This is a genomic window from Solibacillus ferritrahens (assembly GCF_037027585.1).
GTDB lineage: Bacteria > Bacillota > Bacilli > Bacillales_A > Planococcaceae > Solibacillus > Solibacillus ferritrahens.
Genome location: NZ_JAXCLE010000006.1, coordinates 192,454 through 208,509, shown reverse-complemented (window position 1 = coordinate 208,509; position 16,056 = coordinate 192,454). Strand labels below are relative to the sequence as shown.

Here is a 16,056-nt window from a genome sequence, read left to right as displayed (position 1 = left end):
TTCCATTCCGGGACGCTTTCCGCGGGCACGGCCTGAGCCTGTAGTCTCAGGCGTCGTGCTGTTCCCGCTGGAGTCGCCCTCCATTCCAATCAATTTTATAAAATATCCGTTTCTTAATAAGGGTCTTTTCCATATCCAAAGATATTTCTACTTCCGTCCCAGCCTCTTTACTTTTGATTCTATTAAATCCCCTCTGTGTTCATCAGTACAATGCGCCAGCCATCAGGGTCTGCAATTGTCACGCCTTTTTCTTCCCAATATGGATTTTCCGGTGGAACTTTAGGATAGCCCATTTTAGCAAGACGGGACTGTACAGCTTGAATTTGTTCGGAATCAGGCATATAAAAAACGAGCAAATTATCCTCTGTCGGTGCAGGACAGGGACTTCCATCAATATGCTCAGTAAATTCCAAATGATACGATGCATCAGGCAAGCCAATCATAATGCCAGTGTAACCACGATGTCCCTTAAATCCACCAAGTTTTTTAAGACCAAGACCTTCGCAATAAAAACGTTCTACCTGTTCTAGTTTATCTGTTGGTCGTGCGATACGAAATTGTGCAATATGCAATGTTTCTGTCCATTGATTCATGATCATCCCCCCTACTTTCATTTTAAAGAGCAAGGAAGGAAAATGCCCTACAACATTTGGATGAAATTTACTATCATAGAGTCAGTAAAAGCATACTTGAAAAGGAAATACCTTAACTATTGACGAAATTAATTTACTAGCTATATAGAAAGGAGTTTTATTAATGAAGGAAAGACATGAAATAATATTCAACCAGTTAAAAAGTTACCGTAATGACACTCTTAGTTTATTAGAGGATGTTAGTGCAGAAGAGGCGGAAATCATACCTAAACGGTTTAACAATAATATTCGTTGGAACATGGGACATATTTATCTCGATCAATATTTATGGATAGAAACACTAACAAAAGAAAAAACAAATGCACCATCAGAATTTAATAGTTGGTTTGGATATGGTACATCTCCTGCTGATTTCAGCTCTGAAACACCTTCTTATAAAGAATTAAAAACACTACTAGAAAATCAAATTGAAGATATTAAAGACAAATTTGCCGATAAATTAGAAATTGTGTACTCGCCAACCGACATGGGAATGAATACGATTGAACAAGTACTAATAAGAACAATTTTCCATGAAGGAATACATTTTCAGAACATATTAAATTTGAAAAAATTTATTAAATAAACCTCTGGCGATCACTATACACACTCTATCACATAGATTTCAGACATAAAAAAACACCTGCAGCAAGTACAGGTGTGCAATATTGTTATGACAACCACTTCGGTGGTGTGTTTTTCGACCAATATATATCGCCAAGGTTATAATGTTTTGAATAATTGTCGTCAAATGTGTGGTAATGGAAATTGTAATAATAGCCTTCAAAAGGACGGTTCTCTGTTCTTACGTGAAAACGTATAATATCTTTTTGAGAATTTGCATCCACTAAATGGAATATTTTCTCAGCATAGTCACCACTTGGCTTTTCAGTAATTGTTAAATTGCGAAGCTTGTCCTCTCCTACTCGATCGACAGTAGTTGCAATCGCTTCTTCAATTTTCGGGAAAATTTTTGTTTCAAATTCCTGCTCAATGACAGGACCGACTCTTGTACCAAATTTTATGTAAGATTGCTCTTTAGCTGCTGAAACAAAATAGTCGGTTGTAGGTAAAGGCTTTTCATCAATTAAAATATCATCAAGTTGATAGGCAGAAGCGATATGGTTGTCACTTGGGCGGTCCAATGCCGATTGATCATGACGTTCCCCTTCAAAATTTGCCCATATCTCATGCTTTGGTGTAATTAAACCAAACGATAATAAAGCGACGGAAACAACGAGAGATTTGTAGATCCATTTCTTCAAGTTTATCACCTTCTTAAATTATGTATAATTTTTAACACTGTTATTAAATCTATACGAATAACATACGAAAAGGTTTCATCTTTCTATTAATCATTGTACAATAAAAAGGAAGATATTGTAGGTTATTTAAGGGAGGTTTTTTTTAAATGGACATTGTTATGGGTGTTGGCTTATTATTAATGCTTGGTTATATGACTTCTTTATGCTTCACGGACTAATACTATTTATTTTGCAGCCATCCAAATTATTATTGGGTGGTTTTTGTTTTGTAATATTATGTTGCGCCTTCTAGAGTTCTAAATAAGCGGAAGATTTCCCGTTAAATTTCGCATGAAAGAAAATTAGCGTTAAATAAAGGAACTAATTTCGCTTATTCATGAAATTATCACTCAAATTTCAGTTTTTCAAGTAAATAAGGGAAAATTCTTCTCCTATTTTGCCTGTTTTTTTAAATTATTTGCAAATAAGGGGAATTTCTCCCTTTATTTTATGCTTCACCTTCATGAACTTCCCGTTAAATTGGACAAGGGGCTCCCAATATAGCTTGGGAACCCCTTTAGTATTTAATAGATAGCAATATAAATAAATGAAAGTCTCAACCCGATCGTCCGGGGAATTTTATTTTATTCGGAGTAGCATAGCTCCAGTTTTAACCGCGGTAAAATTCTACTAATCTTCTCTAACTTAAGCAACATAGTCCCATCCTGCTACTATGTCCTTGCAGCCCTTAAGCTTGCGCCAGTGTGAATAAGTATCTTCAAAAACACTAGCAGAAATGCCAATTCATTTATAGCACTATCTACAATAGCACCTAACTATAATAACACATATGTTCCCTTTTGTAAAACCCTTATTGTCCGTGCAAAAGATTCCAATGTCCGTTATACTTGAAAAATCGGAATCAAAAGGAGTTAGTGAATGATGAATGAAGTAGAAACAACATTGGCAATCCAAATGAAACGTATTGCTGTAACATTACTTGATATGGAGCAAAGTCGTTTCGTCTCTGCCAGTCAAACGATGGATTTATCTGCAATACAATCAGAAGTTTATAGCAACTTTTTTGAATCTTATATAGATACGACATTAAACAGCCCTAAGTCAGTTGCCTGTAAATTTTTAGATCGCGATAATGATATTATTACAAAAATTAATCGCTATGTAGAATACCCGGATGATACACATTTTTTATCTTTAGCGAACGACTTATCGAATAAGTTGTATCAAATTATGCAAAACGTATCCAATAGTAATGGCTCTGTTTTTGTTGCACATATTGAAATTATTGATGAACCTTATATTTTATTTTTAAAGCTCGACCCGAAAGAGGCCGTGCAAATTGATCTGGAAACGTTAAATTTGAAAACGATCGAAAATATTTTACCTGATGCCTCTAGCCGTGTGCAAAAATGTGCGCTTATCCGTATGAACTATAATCCTCTTGAGGAAAACGTTTATGTGCTAGATAGACAATCAGATGGAGAACCAGCCAAATTTTTCATGGAGACTTTTTTACAGGCTACACCAATTGCATCAGATAGAAAGAAAACAAAAATGCTGATGAAGGAATTATATGAGAAAATTGCGGAATCGATAAACGAGGAACAAACACCCCACCTTCAAAAAGTGATTGATGAAGAATTTGAAAATGGCAAATATATTGAGCTTGATGCTTCTGTACATAATATATATGAAGCCATTGCTCCCTCCGAAAATCGCAATGATTTTGTTGAACAAGGGGCAAAATTATTTATCAAGGAGTTTACAGACCGTAATCCGAACTTCACCCCTACTTTTGAAGTAAAACGAGATGATTTAAATGTAATTTATAAATCGGCTGAAGGGGAAATATTATTCCGCTATGATAAGCGTCTTGAAAATATTGAGGTCCATCATGATCAAGTGAATGGTACTTATACAATAACGATTCGTGATGCAGATAAAATTGACTTTACTTTGCATAAAAAACCGCTTTAACATTAAAACGGGGCTTGAACAAAAACCACCTCAAAATCAAAAGCCTTTCAAATTTTACAATGAGTAAAATTTGAAAGGCTTTTTTGTCTACTTCGTAGCCGTTGTTCTCCGTTACGGCGGACGCTTTCCTGGGGGCACGGCTCGAGCCTGTAGTCTCTCCCACGTGCTTGTCCCCAAGGAGTCGCCGCCTTCACTCCGAACAACTAATTTTTACTTCTATATCAAGTAAATCTCTGCATAATTTCAAGCATGAAAAAGACAAAGAATTATGTCCCAGCAACTTTTTTCATTACTTCGATGTTAATGCAATAAATTCTTCAACATCTTTCTCACAAAGAGCGATTCCTTTTAACCAGAAATCTTCAGTCGTGATGTCTTCACCTAAATGCTTCATCGCTAAATCTTCTACCGTCATGATCGCTGTATCACGAAGTAATGCCATATATTTTTCCTCGAACCCTTTGCCCTCTTCTTTTGCTTTTGCGTAAATGCTTAAAGAGAATAAATAACCGAAAGTGTACGGGAAGTTATAGAACGGTACGCCTGTAATATAGAAGTGCATTTTTGATGCCCAGAAGTGAGGGTGTGTTTCTCCCAATGCACCGCCATGAGCTTCGATTTGCGCTTCTTCCATTAATTCATTTAAACGCTTAGAAGATACGATACCTTTTTTGCGCTCTTCATAAAAGCGTGTTTCGAATAAATAACGTGCATGGATGTTCATAAAGAACGCTACTGAACGTTGGATTTTATCTTCTAAAAGCGCGATTTTTTCTTGCTCATTTGATGCTTCTTCAACCGCTGCATCTGCTACGATCATTTCCGCAAATGTTGAAGCAGTTTCGGCAACATTCATTGCATAGCGGCGGTTTAATGGGTGTACTGGGCGCAGTGCATATGAATGGAATGCGTGACCTAGTTCATGTGCCAATGTTGAAACGTTCGACATTGAACCTGAATATGTCATGAAAATACGTGATTGCTCGGATAATGGCATTCCTGTACAGAAGCCACCTGGACGTTTATTGTCACGGTCTTCCGCCTCAATCCAGCCATCTTCAAAAGCAGTACGTGCAAAGCTTTCCATTTCTGAACCGAAACGACCGAAATGTTTTAGAATAAATTCCGCGCCCTCTTGGTATGACATTGTAGCTGTCGAATCCGTTACAGGAGCATCGAAATCAAACCAATCTAATTTTTCACTGCCTAATAATGTTGCTTTATGTGTTAAATAATCCGCAAATTTGGCTTTGCGTGACGTAATTGCGCCCCACATTGCATCGATTGTTTCCTGCTTCATACGGTTAATTTGTAAAGGCTCTTTCGTAACTGAGTCCCAGCCGCGCTTTTTATATACTGCTAAGCGGAAGCCTGCTAAATGGTTCAATGTTTTTGCGAAAAATTCTTCACGGTCTGTAAATACTTCCTCTAATGCATCAAACGCTGCTTTACGAACAGCACGATCTTTATGGGAGCTTAAGTTATTTGCTTGTCCTACTGACATTAATTTTTTCTCGCCGTCTACTTCGACTTCCACTTTAATGTCACCAATAAGCAAGTTATAAAGCTGCCCCCATGAGCTGTAGCCATCTACCCCTAAAGAAGAAATTAGTGCTTCTTCTTCCTCAGATAATGACTCCTTCGATTTTTCGCGCCACTCAGTTAAAATAAATTCAAATTGCGATAACTCAGCTGTATTTAGTAAAGCAGCAAATGTTGCTTCGTCAATTTTACCAAGCTTTTGATTAAAGCTCTCTAAAATTGGTGAGAAGTTTGCAGAGATGCCTGAAAGCTGACCTTGTAATAAAAGTGCTTCACGATCTGTCGTATCCTGCGCTGTTAAACAAGAAAGCATAGCACCGGCCTGTGATACGTGCATCATTACTTCTTTAATGTTTTCTAATATAGATTGAATCGTTAATGCTGCATCTGTATTTGTAGGAACATCGAATTTTTCAACCATTTCTTTTAATACGTCCAATTTAGGGTTTAAATTTTCAATATGTTCTTTTAGTTGTGGTGATGCACTGCCACCTTCGAAAAATACATCTAAGTCCCAAACTTCAGGATATTTTACGTTTTTCATAGTATTGCCCCACTTTCTGAATTGTAGTTCAATTCTTATTTTACTAAAAAATAAATAAAATTGCTCGAAAATATTTCGGTTTATGAAATAAAAAAAGCTAGCCTTATATAGACTAGCTTAAAACTGTAGACAAACTCTTAAAAAAGGGTTTGTTAAAATGAACCGTTGATTTCCGTTCCGGGACCGATGCTTTCCCCGGGCACGGCTCCAGCTAACTAAATTGTGCCTACAACGGCAGGCACAATTTAGTGGATCTTCCGCACGTGCTGTTCCCGGTGGAGTCACGGTCCCTCCACTCCAATCAACTTATTAATCGCTTTAAATATAGTGAGATACGATATCCACGATGACTAGTAATCAATTCAAATTAATGAACGTGAACAACTTGAAATAGGACGAATGAACAACTTGTCTCTGCTAAGCATCTAGTTAAATTTATAATATTGGAGATAATAGACGTGACACTGATTCACGGATTCTTGTCCATGTTTTTCGCTTCTCGTATAGCTCTTTTGTTAATTCGAAACTCTCTTTTATATCTGCTTCAAATAGTTCTCTACACTTAATCGCCAATCCTTCATCATATAAAATCGCATTGATTTCGAAATTTAGACTAAAGCTCCGCACATCAATGTTTGCAGTACCGATTGTTGCTAATTCATCATCGATCACAAGCATTTTAGCATGAAGGAACCCTTTTTTATAACGATATACCCGTCCACCAGACTCAAGCAAGTCTCCCCCATAGGCTGAATTGGCGCCATACACGAAGGGATGGTCTGTTTTTTCAGGAGTCATAATGCGCACATCTACACCTGAAGAGGCAGCAATTTGAATTGCATGCAAAAATGCCTCATCAGGTACATAATAAGGGGTTTGAATATATACATATTTCTTAGCGCTTAAAATCATGCGAATATAACTGTTTTTAATTGATTCAAAATCTGTATCCGGTCCACTCGATACAATTTGGACTGGTGTGTCCGCATCGACTGTAAATGAGGGGAAGTATCGTTGCTCGACTTCTTTAAGTTCTTCATTCCTTGCCTGATGCCAATCAAATAAAAAATGTGCCTGCATATTGTATACGGAATTGCCTTCTATACGTAAATGAGTATCTCGCCAATAACCTATTTCGTCATCAAGACAGGCATACTCCTTACCGACATTAAAACCGCCAATATATCCAATCCGACCGTCTATAATAATGAGTTTTCGATGATTCCGGAAATTAATTCGAGGATTGAATAATTTCAAATACGAGGAAAAGAAAGCTTCTACTTGTCCACCGGCATCCATCAATTTCTTTAAGTCTTTTTTACGTAAAGTACGGGAACCTAAATCGTCGTAAATCATTTTTACTTCGATCCCCTCTTTTGCTTTTTTAACAAGCGCATTAAAAATACTTTTTCCAACTTCATCCATTTTATAAATATAATATTGAATATGAATCGTTGACTTTGCATTTTCAATATCTTCAATGACAGAGCGGAATTTTTCTTTCCCTTCAGCTAAAATCGCAACATCATTTTTAGAACTTAATAAAGCGTGATTGTAATCGACATTCATTTTTATTAACCCTTGATGCCTTTTTGTAATCTCGTTTGGAAATTCATAGGTTCCTTCTGCAAGGGCGGAATGCTGATCCTGGAAAGCCTCTATTGATTCTTCCTGTTGAACAGCATGCCAGCGAACAAAATGCTTCTTTTGTAAATTCCGTCCCAATAATAAATAGAAAACGAACCCAATAACCGGTAAGAAAAATAGGACAAAAAGCCATGCCCATGTTGATGAAGCACTTTTACGACTGATAAATATTAGCATGAGTGCAAATAAAATATTCAAAAGGTACACTGTAACCATCAAAAAACCTATAAGCGTCATTAAAATCACCTCATTTCTCTTTTTAATACTTGTAAAATGTTTGCAGTTTTTTCAAGTAATTAACTATTCCCTCAAATTTAAAAATCAAGACATGTAAGTCAAAATTTTTTTATTCGTCCTAACATTAAAATACCGCTTACTGTATTAGCAAGCGGTACCTTTATTACTATTTACTTTCCAAGTCATACTCCAACTTCGCTTTTTTAAAGCTATAGTACAATGAGTATCGTTGAAGTCCTTTTGCCGCTTCAACTGACTGTCGTGCAAAATGGTCAAATGCTTCCAAATTTCGTTCTGCTAATGCTAATTGTGCTTCAATCCCATACTGCATCCATTCTGACTTCAAGGAATAACTATTAGATTCTTCCCGATTTCCTGCTACTGCGGCAATTAATGCTTTACCGTATGGACCATTCTGATTATCCATCAATTGATCTGCGTAGTATTGAGCACGTTCGAAATCGTCGAGACGAATTGCACGGTTCATTTCATATGTATTTTTAATAACCGGTTGTTTATAGTGAGCAATGATTTTTTCCATTGCTTCGATTTCCTGTTCTTTTGTGCCGACTTCCAACGTGTGTATATAATTCATTACTGGATCTTTTCTATGCTTTTCAATATATTTTCTGATTTTCGCAAAATTTGTAGAACCATATGCAATGTAAAACATATAGCCAATTGAACAAAGGGCAAAAACTAGAATAATGGAGATAGATACTACAAATGGCCAATCAAACATTGCACTTAAGAAACCTACTGCTAAGCCTAATATTACTACATAAACCCAATTTATCATTTTTTCACCTCCCTTTATTCACTCCATACATTATAGCGTAATAATAATGTTATTCAATCCATGGATCAAAAAAGCAGATGCACACTTTCTATGTACATCTGCCCGTAGATTTATTTCATTTTCTTTATGCTTTTTGAGACCTGCTTCCATTTACGTTTTTCTGCAAGCTGGGCATCGGTATTTGCCTTTTTCTCAATATATGCGAGCTCTCGTTGCAATTTGAAAAAGCTTGTTAGTCTAGCCAATTCCAGTTCCCCAACTTTTACTGCCTTCAATACAGCACAACCCGGTTCATTTTTATGTTTGCAGTCCCGGAAGCGGCAATTGTCCGCCAGTTGATCAATATCGGAAAAGCTAGTAGATAAACTGTCCCCCTGATCCCAAAGTTGCAGCTCACGCATACCTGGTGTGTCGATTAAGCATGCTCCGGACGGTAAAACTACGAGCTCACGATGTGTTGTCGTATGACGTCCTTTCGCATCATCTTCACGGATATGGGATACTTTCATTTGGTCAGTATTCAATAATGCATTTGTAAGAGTTGATTTCCCTGCACCGGATGAGCCTAGTAAAGCGGCTGTTTTACCTTCTGTCAAAAATTCCTTTAATGCTGTAATTCCTTCTCCTGTAACCGCACTTACTGTTAAGACGTCTACTCCGAATGCGACGGACTGCACTTCTTCTATATGTGCGTTTTCATCTTCACAAAGGTCTGCTTTTGTTAAAACAATGAGCGGTGTCGCACCTGAATCCCATGCTGCCACTAAATAGCGTTCTAGGCGACGGACGTTAAAATCTGCGTTCATACTCATGACGAGTAAAATATAATCCACATTTGTGGCAACAATTTGTTCATCGACTTCTAAGCCTGCCATTTTTCTTGTGAATTTCGATTTACGGTCAAATAAATGATGAATAATTGCTCGTTCTTCTCCCGGCATTTGTTCGATTATAACGAAATCTCCTACTGCCGGATAATCCTTCCTTGAAAATGCATGGTACGCAAAGTTTCCGGATACTGTTGCCAAAAATTCACCTTGTTCTGTTAAAACCCGGTAGGAATGCTTATGCTCTAAAATAATACGTCCCACTAATCTTGTTGTCTGGTCAAATGGTACACTTTGTAATTGTGTTTCAAAATATTGTGTAAAGCCTAGTTGTGATAAATTCAATGGAAATGCCTCCTAATGGCGTATGTTATTGTATTGTTTTTTAGGCAAACAAAAAACCTTATGACCAGCAATTTTGCCCGTCATAAGGTTTCATACGCACAGTGAAGAAGCGTGACACTTCTATATTAGAAGGCACAAAGGTGGCGAATGTTAAATGACAAGCTAAATTGCATCGTTTCAATCTCATGTAATTTTGTCATTGTCATCACCATCTTCCTTCAATAATTACCCTAACTATAACAAGTTATAGAAAGTTCTGTCAATATAAAATTTTAAAACTTGAACGCTCTTTACTTCGGTAATTTGGTTTCAAAAAAATTGAATGTTTTAGAAAATTATGAAACAATTCAGATAGAACAAAATCGGAAGGAGTAGTTTAACGATGCGGAGATGGATTTTTTCAATCGCAATTTTTGTTATGTATTTTATCGTGTTATTTACGATTATTGAATCACTGTTTTCATTTTCTTCCTCTATAATTAATTTTATCACTTCCCTTCTGATTATTTTTATCGTTCTCTTTTTAACAGTACTCACTGTTAGAAAACTATCATAAGCGAGGGATTCTACATATGACCATTCAACTAATACAATGTACAACCGACAATTTAGCAGACTTGCAATCGATAGGCCGTGATACGTTTTACGAAACATTTCATGATCAAAATAATACGGAAAATATGGCCACTTATTTAGATGAAGCTTTTTCAAATGAAAAACTAACAGCCGAGCTCCAAAATCCACACTCGCTATTTAAGCTACTTTATGTAAATGAGGAACTTGCAGGGTATTTAAAAGTGAATACTGATGAAGCTCAATCAGAAAAATTAGGTCCGGACTATTTGGAAGTTGAGCGGATATATATTTTAAGTCGTTTTCATAAATTAGGTCTAGGGAAAGTCTTAATGGAAGAGGCAATGAAAATTGCGCTAGACATGCAGAAAGCTAAAGTTTGGCTTGGTGTCTGGGAACAAAATTCGAATGCCATTGCGTTTTACGAAAAAGTTGGCTTTCAAAAAACGGGCACCCATTCTTTTTTCATGGGTGAAGAGGAACAAATCGATTTTATTATGACAAAACAATTGTGAGGGAAAAAAATTGTATATTCCGAAGCAGTACTTATTAAAAGATGACCAAAAAATTCGGCAGTTTATTAAAGAGTATAGTTTTGCATCGTTTGTTTCGATGCATGATGGCGTGCCTGCTGCAACGCATTTACCGCTTTATTTAAGTGCAGATCATCAATACTTATACGGACATTTTGCACGTGCAAACCCACAATGGAAAGACATTGAAGGTCAACAGGTGCTTGCAATTTTCAGCGGTCCGCACAGTTATATCTCCTCTTCCTGGTATGAAACGAAAGATTCGGTACCTACGTGGAATTATGTAGCGGTTCATGTAAATGGATCTATTGAGCTTTTAAAAGATGAAGAAGAAATCCGCTTATCATTGCATCATTTAATTGATAAGTACGAAACTCCTAATAGTACATACGACGTCAATGCAGTTGATTCGAATTATATGAACAGCTTATTAAAGGGCATTGTGCCTTTTAAACTTCACATTACTTCTATAGAAGCTGTCGCAAAGTTAAGCCAAGGTCATTCCAAGGAGCGACAAGGACTCGTTATTGAAGAATTATTAAAGAGAAATAACGGATTTGATGCTGAGATAGCAAAATTAATGATGGAAAATTAATCCCTATTAAAATATTTAACAGGCAACCGGGTTAATAATTTTACACATTTATCCTAATATGGTAAACTTATCTCGAATTCAAGATATAAATAGACTTGAATTTTCATAATAGTTGGGAGGAATTTAACATGGCAAAATGGCAAATCGATCAGGCACACTCATCAATAGGTTTTGAAGTAAAGCACATGATGGTTTCGAAAGTTAAAGGACAGTTTACTAACTATTCAGCAGATATTGAAGCGGATGATTTAGCTGATTTAACATCAGCAAACATTGATATTTCAATTGATACAACAAGTATTACGACGAACAATGATGATCGAGACAATCATTTAAAATCAGCAGAATTCTTTGACATTGAGCAGTTCCATGAAATTAAATTTAAATCGACAAGCATTACAAAAGATGGGGACGATTATAAAGTATCAGGCGATTTGACAATTAAGGATGTAACGAAACCGGTTGTACTTGATGTAGAATATGGCGGTAAAGGGACAAATCCATGGGGCGTAGAGGTTTACGGTTTTGAAGGAAAAGCAAAAATTGACCGTGAAGAATTCGGCTTAACATGGAATGCCGCTCTTGAAACTGGTGGCGTATTAGTAGGTAAAGATATTAAAATTAAATTAGAGCTTGAATTAAACCCTGCACAATAATTTATAAGCAACCGGATCCTTTTTTGGACGGTTGCTTTTTTTATGCAACCTTCCTCCCCTATTTCCGTCCTCATTACAAACATTATTTCCCATATTGTGAGGTGCTTTTTTGCGAAACTATTATTCGGCGATTGCATTATTTTGTTCAAGCATTGCATTTCTGTTTTTTTGCTATTTTTTAATCATGTATACGTTATGGACAGTTTCTAATTCCACCTTTATTGTTTTATTCATTCTTTTTGTATTCGTCATTTATATTCTAAAGAAAGAATTTAAACAACTTACCCGACTCAAAAAAATTATTGCTATCATCATTAATACAATATCCTTTATTTTTACAGGACTCATTTTAATCTATTTCGCATTAAAAATACTCATTTTTTCCATTGGTGGCGCAGAGCATTTATTCACTTCCTATTCACCAAACAGACATTACACACTCGATTTTTATGCATTTGATGCAGGTGCAATGGGAACGTTCGGTATTCGTGCTGAACTTGATGGTCCTTTAGGCTTTAAAAAGCAAATCTATTATGAACGGCATGGAGAAGATGCCAATGTTCAGTGGCTTACAGATGAAATAGTTATGATTAATGGTCATGAACTAAATTTAAAAAGTGGCGACACTTTCGGTTATACAGTGCCGGAGAGAGGAAAATAACGATGCAAACAGCAATCATTTTTGATATGGACGGAACATTATTTCAAACGAATCTTATTTTAGAACCAGCACTCGAGCAAACATTTGAGTATTTACGTCAAAATGGCCACTGGTCAGGTGCTACCCCTATCGAACAATACCGTCAAATAATGGGTGTACCTTTAAATGTCGTATGGGAGACATTATGTCCGGATCTTACCGAAGAAATCCGAGAGCAGAGTAATGAACATTTTCAGTTAATGCTTATTGATCAAATCCAGCGAGGAAACGGAGCATTATATCCGGATGTACTCCCTACTTTACAAAAGTTGAGTGAACATTATCCTTTGTATATCGCGAGTAACGGACAAACGGCTTATTTACAGGCCATTGCAGCACATTACCGATTAGACCGCTGGATAAAAGCGGTTTACAGTATAGATTGTGTCGATACAAATAACAAATCTCATTTAGTTCAGCACATTATGAAAGAACATCATATAAACAATGGCTACGTAGTTGGCGATCGCGCTTCAGATATCAATGCAGCAATTGATAACAATTTAACCTCCATTGCCGTAAACTTTGATTTTGCACAACTTGATGAAATAAGAAATGCACATTTTGTCGTAGATCATTTTTTAAATATTTTACATATTATAGATAGTCAGCATACGATGAAGCTTTAATACCGTTCATTCTTCTCAATTTTGCAGCAACATATTACTTCTCTTTTTAATTATGGTACCCTATTACAATAGAATCGAGGTGTCATAAAATGAACAAAAATAATGATTTACTTAAGTTAAGCGTGATTTTTGCGATGATTGGTATAGTGCTCATTATATTTAATGGTCATCTTGCAAATGCTTTCGGGTCTGTTTGGCTTCAATCAAATGGAGGCATTATGGATACTGGGGAATATTTGTTCATGAAGACGAGCTATGCTAACGCTTCTTTAGTCATTGGCGGGATTTTATTTGGTGGTAGCTTCCTTGCTATGATATATAGTTGGTATCATATGAAAAATAAATAACAATATTTAAAGGCATCGAGATTATTTCATCCGATGCCTTTAAATATTATATCTATTGCTTACCGCTTTTATATTGTTCATGGACGGATGTTTCCTGAATGGGCTCATCCGGCAGGCGATTATACGATTCTTTCTCAGTTATCAATTCTTTATCCTGCTGAACTTCTTCTACATGGCTTCGTTCATTGTAATTTTTCATTACTTCATCATTCCGTTCATCCGGTAAACGGTTATACGATTCTTTAACGGTTTCTACTTTTTTTTTTTGCTCATTTCCTTCAACATGACTTCGTTCATCGTAACTTTCCATCTCTTCATCATCGCGTTCATCTGGTAAGCGATTAAAAGATTCTTTATTCTTCTTTAATAATAGGTCATCTTTTATCGATTCGTTTTGCACATTTACATGTTTCGTCTCATCAAACTTCTTCACTTTTCTGTCGTCACGTTCATCCGGTAATCGGTTGTATGATTTTTTATTAGTATCAAATTCATTATTTTCCATCATTTATTCCTCCTACTGATATAAAAGTTTCTAAACCAAGTTAGGAACATTGGTAACTATCTATTCCCTTAAAAATCTACATAAAAACATTTTGCCTAACTAGCTCAAACAACTAAAACGTTATTCTTATTAAAAGCAACAAAAAGCCCTCTTATAAAAGGCCTTTAATTCAGTTAGTTGATTTTAGAAAGCGTAAGACACGGCTTAGTGTAGTTGGAATGACTGATGCATGATTTTCACCTTCAGCTATATATAATTCACTTTTAATACCTTTTAGGTTTGCTTTCTCAAAAAAAATTTCTGCATCGACTACCATATCGCCTTCATTGCCCCCTACGGTTATATATAAAGGGGTACTATAACAATTCTTAACGTGCTGCAACATGGTTAAAAGCTCGTGGTTATTCCACCAAATCGATGGACTTATTGCAGTGTATTTATAAAATACATTAGGATAAGCTAAGTAGCTCCATAGTACAAATAATCCTCCTAGTGAATGACCGTAAATGGAAACTTTATTTTTGTCTATCGCATATTTTTCATAAAGCATCGGCATTATTTGATGTAGAAGATAATCCATGAAAAACTCCGCACCACCAGCAGGAACTTCTTTCATTGCTCTGCCTCGACGAACCGGAAAATGATATTCTGCTGCAAGTGCCGTATAATCATAAAATCGTTGTTTTGGAATATCTTCTTCCTGATGACCAATCCCTACAATAATTGCAGGCTCTATTTCAGTCTTTATGCGATTTCGAAGTTGGTTTGTTAAGGTTTCATAGAATAATTTACTATAGCGTGTACCATCCAAAACAATAATGACAGAAAAGCCATCTGCTGGCGGTGCCTCATCTGGTACATAAATATCCACAATATAGGGATAGTTATTATAATTTGATCGCATTCTCTTCACCTATTTCATTAAATTATAAGAAAAGCAAACTGGTACTTGATGCTCCGTATCGAGTATAATTTTAGCTTCTATTTGAAACACTTCTTTTAAAATTTCTGCAGTCATCATTTGCTCCGGTGTGCCGGTATGAAGCACCGCGCCCTTTTTCATTATAATGAGTTCATCCGAAAACCTCGCCGCATGGTTTAAATCATGTAGCACCATAACGATTGTACAGCCAAAATTTTTATTGAGCTGCTGCACAATTTCCAATACTTCAAGTTGATGCGCCATATCCAAATACGTTGTCGGCTCGTCCAGCAGTAATATATCTGTCTCTTGTGCCAATGCCATTGCCAGCCATACACGCTGCCGCTGCCCACCTGATAATGCCGCGAGTTCTCTATCACGAAATTCCTCTGTATGTGTTACTTCCATAGCCCAATTAATTTTTTCAATGTCTTCTTTCGTAAGACGCCCTACATTTTTCCGATGGGGATAGCGGCCGTAAGCGATCAGTTCATGCACTTTTAACTGCCCAGGAGCAGCGGGTGATTGCGCTAATAATGCAAGTTTTTTAGCTATTTCCTTTGTCGACATCGTATTCATATTTTCCTCCTGAAGGAAAATCTCACCGCATTCTTGTTTTAAAATCCGGCCAATTGTTTTCAATAAGGTAGATTTTCCGCAGCCATTCGGTCCGATAATTGTCGTAATCTTCCCTGTTTGAATCGACACATTTAAACTCTCAATAATTCGCGTATTTTCATAACCTGTTGTTAAACGCTCGACTTGAAATGCATACATAACG

Annotated in this window: 19 protein-coding genes; 9 read left to right on the top strand and 10 right to left on the bottom strand. The window is 36.4% G+C overall.

The window, feature by feature from the left end; translation table 11 throughout:
• Nucleotides 1-182: 182 nt before the first annotated feature.
• Nucleotides 183-593, bottom strand: coding sequence for a VOC family protein (locus SNE38_RS08455; protein WP_191704555.1), 411 nt, complete (start codon nt 591-593; stop codon nt 183-185).
• A 163-nt stretch (nt 594-756) separates the two neighbouring features.
• Between SNE38_RS08455 and SNE38_RS08450 the strand changes: the two genes are divergently transcribed.
• Nucleotides 757-1,218: a DinB family protein gene (locus SNE38_RS08450; protein ID WP_336046330.1), complete on the top strand. Its 462-nt coding sequence runs from the start codon at nt 757-759 to the stop codon at nt 1,216-1,218.
• A gap of 85 nt (nt 1,219-1,303) precedes the next feature.
• Here the strand turns inward: SNE38_RS08450 and SNE38_RS08445 are convergent, their stop codons facing one another.
• Nucleotides 1,304-1,897, bottom strand: coding sequence for a YpjP family protein (locus tag SNE38_RS08445; protein ID WP_191704553.1), 594 nt, complete (start codon nt 1,895-1,897; stop codon nt 1,304-1,306).
• A gap of 918 nt (nt 1,898-2,815) precedes the next feature.
• Here SNE38_RS08445 and SNE38_RS08440 point away from each other — a divergent pair.
• The gene (locus SNE38_RS08440; RefSeq protein WP_336046329.1) at nt 2,816-3,874 is read left to right on the top strand and encodes a nucleoid-associated protein; all 1,059 of its coding nucleotides are present in this window, start codon (nt 2,816-2,818) and stop codon (nt 3,872-3,874) included.
• Between the two features lie 289 nt (nt 3,875-4,163).
• On the opposite strand, the gene SNE38_RS08435 is transcribed toward SNE38_RS08440, so the two are convergent.
• The 5 genes from SNE38_RS08435 to SNE38_RS08415 form a co-directional block, all read right to left on the bottom strand.
• Nucleotides 4,164-5,960, bottom strand: coding sequence for a M3 family oligoendopeptidase (locus SNE38_RS08435; protein WP_336046328.1), 1,797 nt, complete (start codon nt 5,958-5,960; stop codon nt 4,164-4,166).
• Between the two features lie 435 nt (nt 5,961-6,395).
• On the bottom strand, nt 6,396-7,844 hold the full coding sequence (gene cls, locus SNE38_RS08430) for a cardiolipin synthase (protein WP_191704551.1): 1,449 nt from the start codon (nt 7,842-7,844) through the stop codon (nt 6,396-6,398).
• A gap of 166 nt (nt 7,845-8,010) precedes the next feature.
• Nucleotides 8,011-8,643, bottom strand: a complete 633-nt coding sequence (locus SNE38_RS08425) for a hypothetical protein (protein WP_336046327.1) — start codon at nt 8,641-8,643, stop codon at nt 8,011-8,013.
• A 110-nt stretch (nt 8,644-8,753) separates the two neighbouring features.
• On the bottom strand, nt 8,754-9,815 hold the full coding sequence (gene rsgA, locus SNE38_RS08420) for a ribosome small subunit-dependent GTPase A (protein WP_191704549.1): 1,062 nt from the start codon (nt 9,813-9,815) through the stop codon (nt 8,754-8,756).
• Between the two features lie 58 nt (nt 9,816-9,873).
• Entirely contained in the window at nt 9,874-10,002 is a 129-nt protein-coding gene (locus tag SNE38_RS08415; RefSeq protein WP_336046326.1) for a hypothetical protein, read from the bottom strand.
• 195 nt (nt 10,003-10,197) lie between these two features.
• On the opposite strand from SNE38_RS08415, the gene SNE38_RS08410 reads away from it, so the two are divergent.
• From SNE38_RS08410 to SNE38_RS08380, 7 genes are all read left to right on the top strand, one after another.
• Nucleotides 10,198-10,371 carry a hypothetical protein gene (locus SNE38_RS08410; protein WP_336046325.1) on the top strand — a complete coding sequence of 58 codons (174 nt, stop codon included), beginning with the start codon at nt 10,198-10,200 and terminating at the stop codon, nt 10,369-10,371.
• 16 nt (nt 10,372-10,387) lie between these two features.
• Complete coding sequence (locus SNE38_RS08405) at nt 10,388-10,903, top strand: GNAT family N-acetyltransferase (RefSeq protein ID WP_191704548.1); 516 nt, start codon at nt 10,388-10,390, stop codon at nt 10,901-10,903.
• Nucleotides 10,904-10,913: 10 nt separating this feature from the next.
• Nucleotides 10,914-11,516 carry an FMN-binding negative transcriptional regulator gene (locus tag SNE38_RS08400; protein ID WP_191704547.1) on the top strand — a complete coding sequence of 201 codons (603 nt, stop codon included), beginning with the start codon at nt 10,914-10,916 and terminating at the stop codon, nt 11,514-11,516.
• A 128-nt stretch (nt 11,517-11,644) separates the two neighbouring features.
• Nucleotides 11,645-12,172 (top strand): YceI family protein, encoded by a 528-nt coding sequence (locus tag SNE38_RS08395; RefSeq protein WP_191704546.1) that lies wholly within the window; start codon nt 11,645-11,647, stop codon nt 12,170-12,172.
• Between the two features lie 109 nt (nt 12,173-12,281).
• Nucleotides 12,282-12,833, top strand: a complete 552-nt coding sequence (locus tag SNE38_RS08390; RefSeq protein ID WP_191704545.1) for a DUF5412 family protein — start codon at nt 12,282-12,284, stop codon at nt 12,831-12,833.
• 2 nt (nt 12,834-12,835) lie between these two features.
• A complete protein-coding gene (locus SNE38_RS08385) occupies nt 12,836-13,501 on the top strand; it encodes an HAD hydrolase-like protein (RefSeq protein WP_336046324.1) in 666 nt (221 codons plus the stop codon).
• Nucleotides 13,502-13,590: 89 nt separating this feature from the next.
• Nucleotides 13,591-13,848, top strand: a complete 258-nt coding sequence (locus tag SNE38_RS08380) for a translation initiation factor 2 (protein WP_191704543.1) — start codon at nt 13,591-13,593, stop codon at nt 13,846-13,848.
• 52 nt (nt 13,849-13,900) lie between these two features.
• On the opposite strand, the gene SNE38_RS08375 is transcribed toward SNE38_RS08380, so the two are convergent.
• From SNE38_RS08375 to SNE38_RS08365, 3 genes are all read right to left on the bottom strand, one after another.
• A complete protein-coding gene (locus tag SNE38_RS08375) occupies nt 13,901-14,353 on the bottom strand; it encodes a hypothetical protein (protein ID WP_336046323.1) in 453 nt (150 codons plus the stop codon).
• A 169-nt stretch (nt 14,354-14,522) separates the two neighbouring features.
• Nucleotides 14,523-15,257: an alpha/beta hydrolase gene (locus tag SNE38_RS08370; protein WP_336046322.1), complete on the bottom strand. Its 735-nt coding sequence runs from the start codon at nt 15,255-15,257 to the stop codon at nt 14,523-14,525.
• Between the two features lie 9 nt (nt 15,258-15,266).
• The gene (locus SNE38_RS08365; RefSeq protein ID WP_191704541.1) at nt 15,267-16,052 is read right to left on the bottom strand and encodes an ABC transporter ATP-binding protein; all 786 of its coding nucleotides are present in this window, start codon (nt 16,050-16,052) and stop codon (nt 15,267-15,269) included.
• Between the last annotated feature and the right edge of the window lie 4 nt (nt 16,053-16,056).